Origin of the sequence: Streptomyces cellostaticus (genome assembly GCF_001513965.1) — a bacterium.
GTDB classification, from domain to species: Bacteria; Actinomycetota; Actinomycetes; order Streptomycetales; family Streptomycetaceae; genus Streptomyces; species Streptomyces cellostaticus.
In genome coordinates this window covers 285,730-302,244 of record NZ_KQ948015.1, presented here as the reverse complement: position 1 = coordinate 302,244, position 16,515 = coordinate 285,730, and the positions used below count along the sequence as shown (strand labels likewise).

At 70.9% G+C, this 16,515-nt stretch carries 17 protein-coding genes; 9 read left to right on the top strand and 8 right to left on the bottom strand.

Annotated features, from left to right (window positions below; all coding sequences use genetic code 11):
• Nucleotides 1-58 precede the first annotated feature (58 nt).
• The 5 genes from AQI88_RS01285 to AQI88_RS01265 all read left to right on the top strand — a co-directional run bounded on the left by AQI88_RS01285 (nt 59) and on the right by AQI88_RS01265 (nt 4,271).
• The gene (locus tag AQI88_RS01285) at nt 59-1,078 is read left to right on the top strand and encodes a sugar ABC transporter substrate-binding protein (RefSeq protein ID WP_066990332.1); all 1,020 of its coding nucleotides are present in this window, start codon (nt 59-61) and stop codon (nt 1,076-1,078) included.
• A complete protein-coding gene (locus tag AQI88_RS01280; RefSeq protein ID WP_066990330.1) occupies nt 1,078-2,154 on the top strand; it encodes an ABC transporter permease in 1,077 nt (358 codons plus the stop codon). The genes AQI88_RS01285 and AQI88_RS01280 overlap by 1 nt, the downstream gene beginning before the upstream one ends.
• A gap of 6 nt (nt 2,155-2,160) precedes the next feature.
• Nucleotides 2,161-3,072: an ATP-binding cassette domain-containing protein gene (locus AQI88_RS01275; protein WP_066990327.1), complete on the top strand. Its 912-nt coding sequence runs from the start codon at nt 2,161-2,163 to the stop codon at nt 3,070-3,072.
• Between the two features lies 1 nt (nt 3,073).
• Entirely contained in the window at nt 3,074-3,982 is a 909-nt protein-coding gene (locus AQI88_RS01270) for a sugar phosphate isomerase/epimerase family protein (RefSeq protein ID WP_066990324.1), read from the top strand.
• 91 nt (nt 3,983-4,073) lie between these two features.
• The gene (locus AQI88_RS01265) at nt 4,074-4,271 is read left to right on the top strand and encodes a hypothetical protein (RefSeq protein WP_066990321.1); all 198 of its coding nucleotides are present in this window, start codon (nt 4,074-4,076) and stop codon (nt 4,269-4,271) included.
• Nucleotides 4,272-4,351: 80 nt separating this feature from the next.
• Here the strand turns inward: AQI88_RS01265 and AQI88_RS01260 are convergent, their stop codons facing one another.
• The 5 genes from AQI88_RS01260 to AQI88_RS01240 form a co-directional block, all read right to left on the bottom strand.
• Entirely contained in the window at nt 4,352-6,451 is a 2,100-nt protein-coding gene (locus AQI88_RS01260; protein WP_066991552.1) for an MMPL family transporter, read from the bottom strand.
• Nucleotides 6,452-6,479: 28 nt separating this feature from the next.
• Nucleotides 6,480-7,385, bottom strand: a complete 906-nt coding sequence (gene sigJ / locus AQI88_RS01255) for an RNA polymerase sigma factor SigJ (RefSeq protein ID WP_244184006.1) — start codon at nt 7,383-7,385, stop codon at nt 6,480-6,482.
• 160 nt (nt 7,386-7,545) lie between these two features.
• Nucleotides 7,546-8,550, bottom strand: a complete 1,005-nt coding sequence (locus AQI88_RS01250) for a Gfo/Idh/MocA family protein (protein WP_066990315.1) — start codon at nt 8,548-8,550, stop codon at nt 7,546-7,548.
• A gap of 68 nt (nt 8,551-8,618) precedes the next feature.
• The gene (locus tag AQI88_RS01245) at nt 8,619-9,395 is read right to left on the bottom strand and encodes an SDR family oxidoreductase (RefSeq protein WP_066990312.1); all 777 of its coding nucleotides are present in this window, start codon (nt 9,393-9,395) and stop codon (nt 8,619-8,621) included.
• 15 nt (nt 9,396-9,410) lie between these two features.
• Entirely contained in the window at nt 9,411-10,574 is a 1,164-nt protein-coding gene (locus AQI88_RS01240) for a phytanoyl-CoA dioxygenase family protein (protein ID WP_066990309.1), read from the bottom strand.
• A 110-nt stretch (nt 10,575-10,684) separates the two neighbouring features.
• On the opposite strand from AQI88_RS01240, the gene AQI88_RS01235 reads away from it, so the two are divergent.
• Nucleotides 10,685-11,716: a LacI family DNA-binding transcriptional regulator gene (locus AQI88_RS01235; RefSeq protein ID WP_066990306.1), complete on the top strand. Its 1,032-nt coding sequence runs from the start codon at nt 10,685-10,687 to the stop codon at nt 11,714-11,716.
• Here the strand turns inward: AQI88_RS01235 and AQI88_RS01230 are convergent.
• The gene (locus AQI88_RS01230) at nt 11,697-12,857 is read right to left on the bottom strand and encodes a Gfo/Idh/MocA family protein (RefSeq protein WP_066990303.1); all 1,161 of its coding nucleotides are present in this window, start codon (nt 12,855-12,857) and stop codon (nt 11,697-11,699) included. The genes AQI88_RS01235 and AQI88_RS01230 overlap by 20 nt on opposite strands.
• A 111-nt stretch (nt 12,858-12,968) precedes the next feature.
• Between AQI88_RS01230 and AQI88_RS01225 the strand changes: the two genes are divergently transcribed.
• Nucleotides 12,969-13,973, top strand: coding sequence for a LacI family DNA-binding transcriptional regulator (locus AQI88_RS01225; protein ID WP_066990300.1), 1,005 nt, complete (start codon nt 12,969-12,971; stop codon nt 13,971-13,973).
• Here the strand turns inward: AQI88_RS01225 and AQI88_RS01220 are convergent.
• Entirely contained in the window at nt 13,963-14,307 is a 345-nt protein-coding gene (locus AQI88_RS01220) for a cupin domain-containing protein (protein ID WP_066990297.1), read from the bottom strand. The genes AQI88_RS01225 and AQI88_RS01220 overlap by 11 nt on opposite strands.
• 143 nt (nt 14,308-14,450) lie before the next feature.
• Between AQI88_RS01220 and AQI88_RS01215 the strand changes: the two genes are divergently transcribed.
• A complete protein-coding gene (locus AQI88_RS01215) occupies nt 14,451-14,969 on the top strand; it encodes a hypothetical protein (RefSeq protein WP_066991549.1) in 519 nt (172 codons plus the stop codon).
• 31 nt (nt 14,970-15,000) lie between these two features.
• Complete coding sequence (locus tag AQI88_RS01210; RefSeq protein ID WP_066990294.1) at nt 15,001-15,894, top strand: dioxygenase family protein; 894 nt, start codon at nt 15,001-15,003, stop codon at nt 15,892-15,894.
• A 31-nt stretch (nt 15,895-15,925) separates the two neighbouring features.
• On the opposite strand, the gene AQI88_RS01205 is transcribed toward AQI88_RS01210, so the two are convergent.
• A complete protein-coding gene (locus tag AQI88_RS01205; protein ID WP_066990291.1) occupies nt 15,926-16,504 on the bottom strand; it encodes a TetR/AcrR family transcriptional regulator in 579 nt (192 codons plus the stop codon).
• Nucleotides 16,505-16,515 lie beyond the last annotated feature (11 nt).

Sequence of the window (16,515 nt, the reverse complement as noted above, 5' to 3'; positions counted from 1 at the left end):
TATCCCGTCCCAACGCAACAGCGTCCCTTCCCCCGTAGCACAGTGAGGTGCAGGAACGATGGACCGCTCTTCCCACTCCCGCTCCCGCAGACTGGCCCCCGTTGTGGCTGTGGCCGCCGCGGCAGCCCTCACCCTCGCCGGCTGCTCCAGCAGCTCCGGGGGGAAGAAGGCCGAAGAGGGAGGGTCGGACGCCTCGGCGGGCAAGGCGAACACCCCCCGGATGACGGTCGCGCTGGTCACCCACCAGTCGCCGGGCGACACCTTCTGGGACATCGTCCGCAAGGGGGCCGAGGCCGCTGCCGCAAAGGACAACATCAAGCTGATCTACTCCTCCGACCCGAACGCCGGTAACCAGGCCAACCTGGTGCAGAACGCGGTCGACCAGAAGGTCGACGGGATCGCGATCACGCTGGCCAAGCCGGACGCGATGAAGGACGTGGTCAGCAAGGCGGGCGCGGCGAAGATACCTGTGGTCGGACTGAACTCCGGCGTCAGCGACTGGAAGAAGCTCGGCCTGCTGGAGTTCTTCGGCCAGGACGAGGGCGTGGCGGGCGAGGCGTTCGGCAAGAAGCTGAACGAGGTCGGCGCCAAGAAGGCCGTCTGTGTGATCCAGGAGCAGGGCAACATCGGCCTCACCCAGCGCTGCGACGGGGTGAAGAAGACGTTTTCCGGCACGACTGAGACGCTGTACGTGAACGGCACCGACATGCCGTCCGTGAAGTCGACGATCACGGCCAAGCTCAAGCAGGACAGCGCCATCGACTACGTGGTCACCCTCGGCGCCCCCTACGCGCTGACCGCCGTGCAGTCGGCGGGAGACGCCGGCAGCAAGGCCAAGGTCGCCACGTTCGACCTGAACAACCAGCTGACCAGCGCCATCAAGAAGGGCGACATCCAGTTCGCGGTGGACCAGCAGCCGTATCTGCAGGGCTACCTGGCGATCGACTCCCTGTGGCTGTACAAGAACAACGGCAACTACAGCGGCGGCGGCGAGCAGCCCGTGCTCACCGGCCCGGCCTTCGTCGACAAGTCCAACGTCGACCAGGTCGCCCAGTTCGCCGCGAAGGGCACCCGGTGATGAGCATGACCCAGCAGGCTGAGCCGGCGGTCGGCAGACCGCCGGCGTCCGGCCCCAGGGCGACCGACGGCCGCACCACCCGGCGCCCCCTGGTGCTGCGGCTGCTGGCCCGGCCCGAAGTGGGTGTCTTCCTCGGCGCCGTGGCCGTCCTGATCTTCTTCCTGATCGCCGCGCCCTCGCTGCGTCAGGGCAGCTCGATGGCCACCGTCCTCTACCAGTCCTCGACCATCGGCATCATGGCCCTTCCGGTGGCCCTGCTGATGATCGGCGGCGAGTTCGACCTGTCCTCCGGTGTCGCGGTGATCAGCTCCGCGCTCACCGCGAGCATGCTCAGCTACCAGCTGACGCTGAACGTGTGGATGGGCGTGATCGTCGCCCTGATCGTCTCGCTCGCCGTCGGCGCCTTCAACGGCTGGATGGTGGTCAAGACCGGACTGCCCAGCTTCCTGGTCACCCTCGGCACCTTCCTGATCCTGCAGGGTGCCAACCTCGCCGTGACCAAGCTGGTCACCGGCAACGTCGCCACCGACGACATCAGCAACATGGACGGCTTCGACCAGGCGAAGAAGATCTTCGCGTCCTCCGTCGACATCGGCGGCGTCGAGGTGAAGATCACGGTCTTCTACTGGCTGGCCTTCGCGGCCATCGCCACCTGGGTGCTGCTGCGTACCAAGTACGGCAACTGGATCTTCGCCGTCGGCGGCAACAAGGAGAGCGCCCGCGCCGTCGGTGTCCCGGTGAACTTCACCAAGATCACTCTGTTCATGCTGGTCGGTTTCGGTGCCTGGTTCATCGGCATGCACAACCTGTTCTCGTTCAACACCGTGCAGTCCGGCGAGGGCGTCGGCCAGGAGCTGATCTACATCGCCGCGGCCGTCATCGGCGGCTGCCTGCTCACCGGCGGCTCCGGCTCCGCGATCGGCCCGGTGTTCGGCGCGTTCATGTTCGGCATGGTGAACCAGGGCATCGTCTTCGCCGGCTGGAACCCCGACTGGTTCAAGGCGTTCCTCGGCGTGATGCTGCTCGGCGCCGTCCTGATCAATCTGTGGGTCCAGCGCACGGCGACCCGGAGGTAGGACCCGATGACAAGCAACGGAACCGGAACCCACGGCGCCATCCTCCAGGACGCCGTCCCCGCCGATGACGGCCCGATCGTGGAACTGCGCGGTGCGGGCAAGTCCTACGGCAACATCCGCGCCCTGCACGGTGTGAGCCTGGCCGTGCACCCCGGCAAGGTCACCTGCGTCCTCGGTGACAACGGCGCCGGCAAGTCCACCCTCATCAAGATCATCTCGGGGCTGCACCAGCACACCGAGGGCGACTTCCTCGTGGACGGCACCCCGGTGCGCTTCTCCACCCCACGCGAGGCCCTCGACAAGGGCATCGCCACCGTCTACCAGGACCTCGCCACCGTCCCCCTCATGCCCGTGTGGCGGAACTTCTTCCTCGGCTCCGAGATGACCAAAGGCCCCTGGCCCGTCCGCCGTCTCGACATCGCCGGCATGAAGAAGACCGCCGACCAGGAACTGCGCAACATGGGCATCGTCCTGGACGACCTGGAACAGCCCATCGGCACCCTCTCCGGAGGCCAGCGCCAGTGCGTGGCCATCGCCCGCGCCGTCTACTTCGGCGCCCGGGTGCTGATCCTGGACGAGCCCACCGCCGCCCTCGGCGTCAAGCAGTCCGGCGTCGTGCTGAAGTACATCGCCGCCGCCCGCGACCGCGGCCTCGGCGTCATCTTCATCACCCACAACCCGCACCACGCCTACATGGTCGGCGACCACTTCAGCGTGCTGCGCCTCGGCACCCTCGAACTCTCCGCCGACCGCAGCGAGGTCAGCCTGGAAGAGCTGACCAACCACATGGCCGGCGGCGCCGAACTCGCAGCCCTCAAGCACGAGCTGGCCCAGGTCCGCGGCGTCGACGTCGAGGAACTCCCGGAAGAGGAAGACCTCACCGCTCCCGTGGCGACCTCCCCCGAAGGGACCCCCTGACATGGCCAACCCCCCTGCCCTGGACCGCATCCGGGTCGGCTCGGCCCCCGACTCGTGGGGTGTCTGGTTCCCCGACGACCCCCGGCAGGTTCCCTGGGAACGCTTCCTCGACGAGGTCTCCGAGGCCGGCTACGACTGGATCGAACTGGGCCCGTACGGCTATCTCCCCACCGACCCGGCCCGTCTGACGGACGAGTTGGTCCGGCGGGAGCTGAAGGTGTCGGCCGGCACGGTCTTCACCGGCATGCACCGCGGCCCGTCCGTCTGGGAGGAGACCTGGGCCCATGTCAGCCAGGTCGCCGCCCTCACCCAGGCCATGGGCGCGCGGCACCTCGTCGTCATCCCCTCCTTCTGGCGGGACGACAAGACCGCCGAGATCCTGGAGCCGCCGGAGCTGACGGCCGAGCAGTGGGCGCACCTGACCAAGGGCATGGAACGGCTCGGCCACGAGGTCAAGCAGACGTACGGCCTCGAGCTCGTCGTCCACCCGCACGCCGACACCCACATCGACACCGAGGACCACGTCGAGCGGTTCCTCGACTCCACCGACTCCGAGCTGGTCAACCTCTGCCTGGACACCGGGCACTACGCGTACTGCGGCGGGGACAGCGTCAAGCTGATCGAGACCTACGGCGAGCGCATCGGCTACCTGCACCTCAAGCAGGTCGACCCGGACATCCTCGCCGAGGTCGTCGCGAACGAGGTGCCGTTCGGGCCCGCCGTACAGCGGGGCGTGATGTGCGAACCGCCGTCCGGCGTACCCGAGTTGGGGCCCGTCCTGGAGGCGGCGCAGAGGCTCGGGGTGGACCTGTTCGCGATCGTCGAGCAGGACATGTACCCGTGCGAGCCGGACAAGCCGCTGCCGATCGCGGTGCGGACGCGCAGGTTCCTGAGGTCGTGCGGGGCCTGAAGGGTTCGGTCCGGCGACGGGCGGGAACCAACGCAGGCGTGCGGGCGTTCTGACTGACGACGGGGGACGCCCGCGAGGACGGGAGGACGACATGGCACACCGCACGCAACTCCACCAGACGCCCCGGCAGTCCGCCGAGGGGGACGGCACCCCGACCCCCCACCGCTTCAGCCGCCTGCCCGAGCGGATACGCCCACAGGACACGGTGGAGACGAAGCCGGCGACCCTGCCGGACCCGGCGCGGGACGCGTACAACGCGGACGAGTGGCTGATCCGGTACTGCGGTTGACGGAGAGCGCCGCTCAGGCGCGGTGCGTCAGGTGAACCGGGCCTTCCGGCCGCCGCCGGAAGGCCCGTGGCGGAGTGTGGTCACGTACCCGCGAGAGCGGGTTCGAAGTCGGACCTGCCCGACGGTGGCCGGGGGTCGTCGTGATGCCTGAACAGTTTCCCGGGCCACCACATCCATCGACCCACGTCCAGGGTCAGCGCGGTGACCAGCACCGAGCGGACGATCAGGGTGTCCAGCAGCACACCGAACGCCACCGCGAACCCGAGCTCGGCCGCGAACACCAGCGGCAGCGAGGCCATCGCCGCGAAGGTACCGGTCAGCACCAGACCCGCTGAGGTGATCACACCCCCGGTGGCGGACAGGCCCGTCAGCGCGCCGCGCCGGGTGCCGTGCAGCAGTGCCTCTTCGCGCACCCGGGTGACCAGGAAGATGTTGTAGTCGATGCCCAGCGCGACCAGGAAGACGAACGTCAGGAGCGGGAAGGAGGCATCTGCCCCGGCGAAGTGGAACACGTGGTCGAACATCAGACTGCTCACGCCGAGGGCCGCTGCGAACGACAGCACCACCGTCGCCATGAGCAGCAGTGGTGCGACGACCGCCCGCAGCAGCAGCGCGAGGATGAGGAACACCATGACCAGCACGATGGGGATGATCACCTCGGAGTCGCGGGCGGCCGCTTCCCGCGTGTCGAGAACGACCGCCGTGTTGCCGCCGACCTGGGCATCCGCACCCCCGATCCGGTGGAGTGCGGTCCTGGCCCGCTCGACGGTGCGCATCGCGGCCGTGCTGCTGGGGTCGTCCCCGAGTTCCCCGAGCATGATGGCCTCACCGTCCTTGACCATCGGCGTCGAAACGTCGGCGACTCCTGGGACGCCGGACAGTGCGGTCCTCACCTGCTGCGCCGAGGCGGCCTCGGCCACGACGTAGACGGGGTCGCCCGACCCGGCCGGGAAGTGCCTGGACTGGATCTCCTCGCCGACGGCCATCTGCGGCTTGTCGGTGAACTGGTCCGTGTCGGAGAGCCCGTCGGCCTTGAGCCCGAACACCCCGATCGCCATGACGCCGAGGACGAGCGCGGTGCCGGTCCACACGATCCGCGGTCGGCCCGAGACGGCCGCGCCGACCCGGGTCCAGATGCCCTCCCTGGTCGCCCCGGCCGATCCGTACGACGGCTGTACCGGCCAGAAGACCCAGCGGCCGCAGATGACCAGCAGGGCCGGCATCAGGGTGACCATGGCGAGCAGCCCGACGAGGACGCCGACAGCGCAGGCCGGCCCGAGCCCCTGGGTGGAGTTGAGGGTGGCCAGCATCAGCAGCATCAGGCTGACCGCGACGGTCGCGGCGCTGGCGGTGATCGCGGGACCGGAGCGGTGCAGGGCCTCGGCCATCGCCTCGTGCCGGTCCTCGTGCCGCCGCAACTCCTCTCGGTACCGCGAGACGAGCAGGAGTGCGTAGTCGGTGGCGGCGCCGAACAGCAGCACGGTCAGGATGAAGCTCGTCTGCTTGTTGACGGTGAGTCCGGCGTGCTTCGCCAGCAGGTAGATCACCGCTTCCGACATGACCAGGGCGCCGCCCACGGTCAGCAGGGGCAGCAAGGGCAGCACGGGGCTGCGGTAGGTGAGCAGCAGGATCACGACCACCACCACCGCTGTGATCGTTGTCAGGCCGCCTCCTCCGCTGAAGGCCTTGATCGAGTCGGAGGCGTAACCGGCCGGCCCGGTGACGTGGAACCCGAGCCCACCCGCGTTCTCTTCGCCGACCCTGTTCATCGCGTCGACGACCTTGCCGATTCCTTCCCAGCCCGTCTTGTCCTTGCGCACCTGGACCACGGTCTGGACGGCCTTGCCGTCCTGGGCCTTCACCGGGCCCTGTGGCTGACCCACGACGTTCTTGATGCCCTTGAAGGCTTCGGCGTCGGCTCGGGCCTTGGTCATGTCGGCCGGGGTGATGCCCTCGGGCCGGTCGTAGATCACGATCGCGGGCAGGGTGTCGGCGAGCTGGAATTTCTCGGCTCTTTCGACCATCCTGGTCGACTCCGCGTTACCGGGCAGCCAGGCCGAGTTGTCGTTCTCCTCGACGTCGCCGAGCTTGCCGGCCAGCATGAGGGCCGGGACCAGCAGAACCGTCCAGAGGGCCAGGACGACCCATTTCGTCACCTTGCCACTGGGCAGGGACGCCATCTTTCGCAGCACGTGGATTCCCCGGTCCTCAGTTGACGTGAGAGAGCTTGTCGGGATTGGCGACGACGTAGATCCCGCACACCTGGTTGCCGTCCGCAGTGAGGTCGAGGACGAGGACGGCGCAGGCGGTTTCGCCGGCGGACAGCAGCACCGACGGGGCGCCGTTGACGCTGCGGTAGGCGATGTCGAGGCCCTTGCCGGAGCGGGGGGCGGCAGCGGCGAGCAGGCGGGCGACCTTGTCCCGGCCGTGGAGCGGCCTGTGGCCCGCCGGCGCCCGGCCCTTGCCTCCGGCGTCGCCCCACAGGGTCACCTCCGGCGCCAGGATCTGCAGGAGGGCGTCCAGGTCACCGCCGAGCGCGGCGGCCAGGAACCGTTCGGTCACCTGCTGCCGGACACGCGGTTCGGGCTCGTAGCGGGGGCGTCGGGCGTGGACGTGCTCGCGGGCGCGATGGGCGAGCTGGCGTATCGCCGAGGGACTGCGGCCGAGGATTTCTGCGATCTCGGTGTGGGCGTAGCCGAACACCTCGTGCAGGACGAACACCCCGCGTTCCAGTGGGGTGAGGGTTTCCAGGACCACCAGCAGCGCCATCGACACCGACTCGGCGCGCACCGCCGCATCAGCGGCATCGTCGGGGACGGGAGTGCCGGCGAGAGGGCCGACGAGCGGTTCGGGCAGCCACGGCCCGATGTACGTCTCGCGGCGGCGGCTGAGGGTGGCCCGGTGGGCGAGCGCCCGGTTCACCGCGATCCGCACCAGGTAGGCGCGCGGGTTGTCGATCGGCTCCGCGCCCGGTGCCTCGTTCCTGGCGGTCCACGACAGCCATGTCTCCTGCACCACGTCCTCGGTGTCGGCGACGCTGCCGAGCATGTTGTAGACGATGGAGAACAGCAGCTCACGGTGTTCGTGGAACACCTGTGTCGCAGTGTCGGACATCGCAGGGCCTCTCGTCGCGGATCCATTCCGAACTGAGAGCGCCCCGGGCATCCGGAGTGTGACATCCACTCCAGATGTGTGACCTGCATCTCACCGGTCCGTGCCCGAGCAGACCTCGGGCCCGGACCGGTCCGGTGCTGCGGCCGACGGAGATCCGTCTTCAGGCCCCGCGCACCTCGGCGATCGTCACCGGCCGGTGCTCGTGCAGGGACAGCGTGCAGGCCTCGGCGATCCAGCCCGCCTCCAGGGCGTCCTCGACGGTGCATGGGGAGGGGCGGGTGCCGGCCACGACCTCGGTGAACGCGGTGAGTTCGGCGCGGTAGGCGTCGGTGAAGCGGTCCATGAAGAAGTCGTGCGGGGTGCCCGCCGGGAAACTCACGCCCGGCTCCACCGAGCGCAGCGGCAGCTTGTCGTCCAGACCGACCGCGATCGAGTCCTGGAAGCCGTGCAGCTCCATACGGACGTCGTAACCACGGGCGTTGTGGCGGGAGTTGGAGACCACCGCGATCGTGCCGTCGTCCAGGGTGAGGATCGCGCCGGTGGTGTCGGCGTCGCCCGCCTCCTTGATGTAGTCGGCACCCCGGTTGCCGCCGACCGCGTACACCTCGGTCACCTCGCGGCCGGTCACCCAGCGGATGATGTCGAAGTCGTGCACGGAGCAGTCGCGGAAGATGCCGCCGGAAGCGGCGACGTACGCGGCCGGCGGGGGCGCCGGGTCCAGGGTCGTCGAGCGGACCGTGTGCAGCTTGCCCAGCTCACCGGCCTGGACCGCAGCCCGTGCGGCGACGAAGCCCGCGTCGAAACGGCGGTTGTAGCCGATCTGGATCGGCACCTCGCTGCCCTGCACGGCCTTGAGGACCTCGACGCCCTCCGCCATGGTGCGGGCGACGGGCTTCTCGCAGAAGACGGGGACGCCTGCCTCGACGCCGGCCAGGATCAGTGCCGGGTGGGCATCGGTGGCCGCCGCGACGACCAGGCCGTCCACCCCGGCCGCCAGCAGCGCCTCGGGCGAGTCGGCGACCTCGGCCCCGAACCGCTCGGCCGCGGCCTTGGCCGCGTCCGCGAACGGGTCGGCGACGACGAGGGACTCGACGGCGTCGAGCCCGGAGAGGGTCTCGGCGTGGAAGGCGCCGATGCGGCCGAGGCCGAGGATTCCAATGCGCATGGGGGTGCAGCTCCTAAGGTGCGATCGTGCTGAAGGGGAGAGCTGGGGTCTGATCCGCCGGACAGGCCCTAGTCGAGGCCGCCGAGTACGTTCTGGTCCCAGTCGATCACCGATCCGGTGACCACGCCCGAGCGGTCGGACAGCAGGAGGACCACGAAGTCCGCGATCTCGTCCGGCTGGCCGAGCTTGCCCATCGGCAGCCGTGCGGCCGCCTGCTCCCGCCAGTCGTCGCCCGCGTCGTGGAAGGCGCGCTGGGTGGCGTCCTCGCCCTCGGTCGCGGTCCAGCCGATGTTCAGGCCGTTGATCCGGATCCGGTCCCACCGGTGGGCGTGCGCCGCATTCCGGGTCAGGCCCACCAGCCCCGCCTTCGCGGCGACGTACGGCGCGAGGAACGGCTGCCCGCCGTGCGCCGACGAGGTGATGATGTTGACGATCGTGCCCGGCGCCTTGCGGGCCACCATGTCGCAGACCGCCGCCTGCATCGCGAAGAACGGCCCCTTGAGGTTGATCGCGATGTGCGCGTCGAACAGCTCGGGCGTGGTGTCCAGCAGCGTGCCCCGGGAGGTCAGCCCGGCCGAGTTCACCAGGCAGTCGATCCGGCCGTACGCGTCGACCACCTCGGCCACCGAGTTCTTGGCCTGCTCGGCGTCCGACAGGTCGGCCTGGACGTACAGCGCCTTGCCGCCGGCCGCGGACAGCTCGGCCACCAGGGCCTCGCCCGGTTCGGGGCGGCGCCCGGTCACGGCCACTGTGGCGCCCTCGCGCACGGCGGCCCGCGCGATCGCGGCGCCGACACCCTGACTACCGCCGTTGACGAGGACGACCTTGTCGTCGAGAAGTCCCATCGGTTCCTTGCCCTTTCAGCTCTCGCGCCGCTCGGCGCCGGCCCGCAGCTCGTCCCGCAGAGCCCGCGGGGTCCACTCCTCGCGTACCGCCCGCCGTACGACGTCCGCCTGCGAGGGCGGGGCCAGGCCGTCGACCGGAGGGTTGTTGTCGAGGTTGGTCGGGAACGAGTAGCCCTCGGCGCTCGCGGCGATCACCCGCTCCAGCCACTCCTCGCCCGCGCCTTCGGCCTTGCGCTTCAGCAGCACCGGGAAGACCGCGTTCGCCACCGCCTCCCGGTCCACCGTCTCCATCGCGCGCCCGAAGGCCGAGGACACCTGGAGGAGGTTGGCCATGCGCCGGATGTCCGCGGAGCGGTTGGTGCCGGCGGCGTGGAAGAGCGCCGGGTTGAAGAAGGCCGCATCGCCCTTGGCGAGGGGGAGCTGGACGTGGTGTGCCTCGAAGTAGGCCTGGAACTCCGGGAGCCGCCAGGCCAGGTACCCGGGCTCGTACTGCTGCGAGTACGGCAGGTACAGCGTCGGCCCGGACGCGACCGGCATGTCGCAGTGCGCGACCGCGCCCTGGAGGGTGAGCACGGGGGAGAGGCGGTGGACGTGCGCGGGGAAGGCTGCGGCGGCCTCGTCGGTCAGGAAGCCGAGGTGGTAGTCCCGGTGCGCGGTCTGGGCCGCGCCGCCCGGGTTGACCACGTTGATCTGCGAGGTGACCTGGTAGCCGGGGCCGAGCCAGGCCTCCGAGACCAGGGCCAGGATGTCGCCTGCGTAGTAGTCGGCGAACGCCTCCGGGTCGTACAGTGCCGCCTTCTCGAAGGCGTTCCACACCCGGTCGTTGGCGCCCGGCTCGGCGAAGTGGTCCCCGGCGCCCGCGCCAAAGGCGCGCTGCTCGGCGATCAGGGCGTCGAACACGGCCGTCGTCCGGTCGACGACCGCCGGGTCGGGGAAGGCGCCCTTGAAGACCACGATGCCGGGCCCGTCCGTGAGCGCCCGGACCAGCTCGGCCTGCACGTCCCGGCGGGCACCGGCGAGGAGCCGCTCGCTGTCGTAGACGAGAACGCCGCTCTCCACCGACGAGGCGTACGGGTAGTCGGCGAGATCGGTGGTCCGCGTGACCAGGGCGCGGAAGGTGCCCAGGTCGCAGTCCTGCTCCGACAGCCAGGCACGGCCTTGTGCGGTGGCGGGGGACATCGTCGTCCTTCTTTCGTTCACGGGGCCGACGCGGTGCTGTCATTCTTGTCAGTACAAACCCCTCCAACAACCAGCACGCAGCCATCAAAAACCCCTCAAGGAGCCGGCCCATGGGTCACCCGTTCCCCCTCCGGGAAATCGCACGTCAGGCAGGCCTGAGCGAGGCCACGGTGGACCGCGTGCTGAACGGCAGGGGAGGGGTGCGGGAGAGCACCGCCCAGGAGGTGCACCGGGCGATAGCCGACCTGGACCGGCAGCGCACCCAGGTCCGGCTGGTCGGCCGTACCTTCATGGTCGACATCGTGGTGCAGGCACCGGAGCGGTTCACCACGGCCGTGCGGGCCGCGCTGGAGGCCGAGCTGCCGTCGCTGCACCCGGCCGTGGTCCGCTCCCGCTTCCACTTCCGCGAGACCGGACCGGCGGCCGAGCAGGTCAGCACGCTGGACCGGATCGCCCGCCGGGGCTCGCAGGGGGTGATCCTCAAGGCGCCGGACGTCCCCGAGGTCACCGCCGCCGTCGGCCGGCTCACCGCGGCCGGCATCCCGGTCGTCACCCTGGTCACCGACCTGCCCGCCAGCGGCCGCCTCGCCTACGTCGGCAGCGACAACCGGGCCGCGGGCGCCACCGCCGCCTACCTCATGGGCCAGTGGCTCGGCGACCGGCCCGGCAACGTCCTCACCAGCCTGAGCAGCGGCTTCTTCCGCAACGAGGAGGAGCGCGAGATGGGCTTCCGCAGCGTCATGCGGGCCCGGCACCCGGAGCGCACCCTGGTGGAGATCGCCGAGGGGCAGGGCCTGGACGCCACCCAGTACGACCTCGTCCGCGCCGCTCTGGAGCGTGACCCGGAGATCCGTGCCGTGTACTCCATCGGCGGCGGCAACAACGCCACCCTGCGGGCCTTCGCCGACCTCGGCCGCGACTGCGCGGTGTTCGTCGCCCACGACCTCGACCACGACAACACCCGCCTGCTGCGCGAGCACCGTCTGTCCGCCGTCCTCCACCACGACCTGCGGCACGACCTGCGCGAGGCCTGCCGCGAGGTGATGCGCCACCACGGCGCCCTGCCGCCCGCCGGGCCGGTCCTGCCGTCCGCGATCCAGGTGGTCACCCCCTACAACATGCCTACGACGCCGGCAGGCTGACCCACGCCCCGCTCTCGGCCGACAGCGCCATGGCGTCCAGCACGGCGGCACTGTGCACCGCGTCGGCCAGGGTGGTGCCGTACGGCCTGCCCTCGGCGACCGAGCGCAGGAAGCGGTACGCCTCGATGACCTTCAGGTCGTCGTAGCCCATCGCGTTGGCCGCGCCCGGCTGGAACGCGGCGAACTCGCCGTCGCCCGGGCCGACGTAGACCGTGCTCACGGGCTGGTCCTGGTACGCCGTGCCACGGCTGACCGCCAGCTCGTTCAGCCGGCGGAAGTCCCAGGACACCGCGCCCTTGGTGCCGTGGACCTCGAAGCCGTAGTTGTTCTGCTCGCCGACCGAGACCCGGCAGGCCTCCAGGACCCCGCGCGCACCGGAGGCGAACCGCAGCAGGCAGCTGACGTAGTCCTCGTTCTCGACCGGGCCCGGCGCGCCGCCTGAGGCGAGCGCGTGACCCGCGGTGGCGCCCGTCGGGCGGGCCCGCTCCGGGACGAAGATCGCCGTGTCGGCGGTCAGCGAGGCGATCTCGCCGAGCAGGAAGCGGGCCAGGTCCGCGCCGTGCGAGGCCAGGTCCCCGAGCACCCCGCTGCCGCCGCGCTCACGCTCGTACCGCCAGGTCAGGGCGGAGTCCGGGTGCGCCGCGTAGTCGCTGAACAGGCGGATGCGCACATGCGTGACCGTGCCGATCCCGCCGGAGGCGATCAGCTCGCGAGCGGCCTCCACGGCGGGCGCGTTGCGGTAGTTGAAGCCGACCGTGCCCTGGACGCCGGCCTTGGCGACCGCGTCGGCCACGGCGCGGGCGTCCTCGCCGGTCAGGCCCACCGGCTTCTCGATCCACAGGTGCTTGCCCGCCTCGGCCATCGCCACGCCGATCTCCCGGTGCAGGAAGTTGGGCGCGGTGATGCTGACGGCCTGCACGCGCGGGTCGGCGGCCACCTCGCGCCAGTCGCGGGTGGCGCGGGCGAACCCGAACCGGTCGGCGGCCTCCTCGGCCCGGCCCGGCACCTCCTCGGCCACCGTCACCAGCTCGGGACGCAGGGGCAACTGCGGATAGTGGTGCCGGACGCGGGCGTACGCCTGCGTGTGCACCCGCCCCATCCAGCCGAACCCGACGACGGCGACACCGAGCGCATCCACCATGACAGCCCCTCTTTGGACCGGTCCATATCCTGTCCAGGCCACAGTGGGAGCTGATTCCCCATGTGTCAATCCCTTTGACAACCGTGCCCACCTCATGGAACGGTCCAGGTCATGAGACAGCCGACGATCCGCGACGTGGCCGAACGGGCCGGAGTCTCCAAGTCGCTGGTCTCGCTGGTGCTGCGCGGCTCCGAGCAGGTGCGCCCCGAGAAGCGCGAGGCGGTGCTGCGGGCGGTGCGGGAGCTCGGCTACCGGCCGAACGCGGCGGCGCGCAGCCTGAGCGAGCAGCGCACCCGCACCGTCGGCGTCCTCCTCAACGACCTGCGCAACCCCTGGTTCGTCGACCTCCTCGACGGCCTGAACTCACTTCTGCGCGACAACGGCCTGCACATGCTGCTCGCCGACGCCCGCCTCAACCGCCGGACCGGCGACGACCTCACCGGCCCCTTCCTGGACCTCGGCGTCGACGGCCTGGTGGTGGTCGGCACACTGCCCGGCCCGGACTTCCTGGGCGCGGTCGCCGAGCGCATACCGGTCGTGGTCGCCGGGGCCCGGGAGCCGGTGCTGACCGGCGTGGACGTCGTGGCGAACGACGACGAGGCCGGGGCGCGGCTGGTCACCGAGCACCTCCTCGGGCTCGGCCACCGCCGTGTCGCGCACATCGCGGGCTACGGCGCCGTGGGCGAGCTGCGCCGGCGCAGCTTCGAGGCGACCATGCGGAACCACGGGGCGCAGGCGCTGGTCGAGCTCAGCGACATGACCGAGGAGGGCGGCTACCGCACCACCGTTCGGCTGCTCAGCCGCCCGGACCGGCCCACCGCCGTCTTCGCCGTCAACGACATCGCCTCCGTCGGCGCCTTGTCGGCGGCCGAGGAGCTGGGGCTGCGGGTGCCGCGGGACCTGTCGGTCACGGGGTACGACAACACGAGCATCGCCCGGCTGCGCCACGTCTGGCTGACCACCGTCGACACGGCCCCCTACGAGGTCGGCCGCCGCGCCGCCCGCTGCCTCCTCGACCGCTTCGAGCGGCCCGGGGGAGAAGGACGGGTGCACCTCGCCGCGCCGACGCTGGAGATCAGGGGCACCACGGCGGCGCCCCGGGATCTCACAGATTGATCGCGTACGCCTTGCGCAGCGTCTCGTGCACGGTCCACGTCGTACGGTCGCCCGCGCGCAGCACGGCCATGTCGCCGGGCCTCACCCTCAGCGTCGGCCCGCCCTCGACCTCGATCGTCGCCGACCCGCTGATCACCACGAACAGCTCGTCCGCCTCGGTGTCGGTGACCACGCCCGGCGTGATCTGCCAGATCCCGCGGATCTGCCGGCCGTCCGCCGACTCCCAGACCACCTTTCCGGTCACCTCGGGGTTCCCGGAGACGATCTGCTCCGGGTCGAGGGGCTCGGGTTCGAGGTCGGCGTCGGGGATGTGGAGCGCGAAGCTGTGCGTCATGAGGCGACCCTAGCCAGGGTCCGCCCCGAGCGGCCGTCGACAGTGTGTGCGGCATCGGGGCTGGTGGGAGGACACTTCGTCGGGCCGTGCGGACCCCAGCCGCGGACTGGCGGCGGTGCGGGGCACGGGTGATCGTGGAGAGCATGGCTGACTCCACTGCGGCCGCCGTCGAGCCGCACCGGCAGCACGACACGCGTGAGGCCGTCCTGTTCGGCGGTGTCTACGGCGCCGTCCTCGCCAGCTCGATGGTCGCCGCGCTCACCCAGTACGGTCACAGCTCGGCCGCCAGCCGCCGCTACGACGCCGCCTGGCTGCTCTTCACCGCGCTCGCCTCCGCCCTCGCCCATGGCTATGCCCACTACATCGCCGAGCGCACCCCGCATCGCCGCTGGGACGTCCTGCTCGCCCTGCGCGACGAGTGGCCGCTGATCGTGGTCGTCCTGCCGACGGTCTTCCTGCTCGCGGGCGCGGGGTGGGGCTGGTGGCCCACGAAGAACGGCGTGGAGTACGCGGCGTTCGGCCTGAACACCGTGATCCTCTTCGCCCTGGGCCTCGTCACCGCCCGCTGGTCGGCGCGCAGTTGGCCGGCCGCCATGCTCATCGGTGCGGTGGACGCGCTGCTCGGGGTGATCGTGGTGGTGGCCAACGCGCTCATCAAGTAGGGACCGGCGTGCCGCCGGGCATGGAGTCGGTATGACCACCGAAGACGCCGTAACCGAAGCAGCCGCCGACGCCGTGACCCGCCAGGCCGTCGACAGCCTGCGCGCCACCGCCGACCCCCGCCTGCGCGACCTGCTCACCGCCCTCGTCCGGCACCTGCACGCCTTCGCCGTCGAGACCCGGCTGACACAGGCGGAGTGGGAACAGGCGATCGACTTCCTCACGGCCACCGGTCAGGCCTGTACGGACACCCGGCAGGAGTTCATCCTCCTCTCGGACGTCCTCGGCCTGTCCATGCTCGTCGAGACGCTGCACGGGCACAGCGCACCCGGCACCACCGAGTCGACGGTCCTCGGCCCCTTCCACCTGACGAAGTCCCCGGTGCGGGAACTCGGCGACAGCATCGACCTGGTGGGCGACGGCGAACCCTGCGTGGTCAGCGGCCGGGTCCGCTCCGCCGACGGCACCTTGCTGCCCGGCGCGGTCCTGGACGTGTGGCAGGCCGACACGCACGGCTTCTACGACGTCCAGCGCCCGGACGTCCAACCGCCCGGCAACGGGCGGGGCGTGTTCACCGCCGACGCCGAGGGCGGCTTCCGGTTCCGCACCTGCGTGCCCAGTTCCTACCCGATCCCCACCGACGGCCCCGTGGGCACCCTGCTCCGGGCCGCCGGCCGCCACCCCTACCGCCCCGCCCACATCCACTTCATCGCGACGGCCGACGGCCACGCCCCGGTCACCACCCACATCTTCGTGGCGGGCGACGCCCACCTGGACTCGGACGCGGTGTTCGCCGTGAAGGACAGCCTGGTCCAGGACTTCACCCCGACCGACGACCCGTCCCTGGCCCGTGAGTTCGGCGTAGCGAACCCGTTCCGGCACGCCTGCTTCGACCTCGTACTGGAACGCGTACCGGAACGCGAGTGAAGCCCCGGGCCGACGGGCCGAGCGGCAGGTCTCAGCGGCCGGTGCGCACCCCGTCCAGTGCGATCGCGAGCACCCGGTCGCGCTGGGCGTCGTCCTCGAAGGCCGTCGCCGTGATGCCGGCGACCATCCGCAGCAGGTCGCCGAAGTCCATGTCGGCGCGGGCCACGCCCGCCTTCTGGGCGCGCTCCAGCAGCGGGCCGCCGGCCGCGTACATGGACTCGCGGCAGGCCATGAAGATGTCCGACTCGTCGTCCAGGGCCTCGCGGACCGCGCGCTTGGTGACCATGTAGCCGGTGAACCGGTTCAGCCAGGACGTCAGGGCCTGCCACGGCTCCCGGTCGGCGACCTCCACGGCCGCCCGGCACAGGGCGTTCACCTCGTCCGCGTAGACGGTCTCGAAGAGGTCGCGGCGGGTGGGGAAGTTCCGGTACAGGGTGCCGATGCCGACGCCCGCGCGGCGGGCGATGTCCTCCAGGGAGGCCTCCGCGCCGTGCTCCGCGAACGCCTCGCGGGCGGCTGTGAGCAGGGCGTCGTAGTTGCGTGCGGCGTCCTTACGGTGCGGCCGGCGGGACGCGACGATCTCGCTGACGGGGAACGGCGTGGCCGTCACTGCTGCCTCCC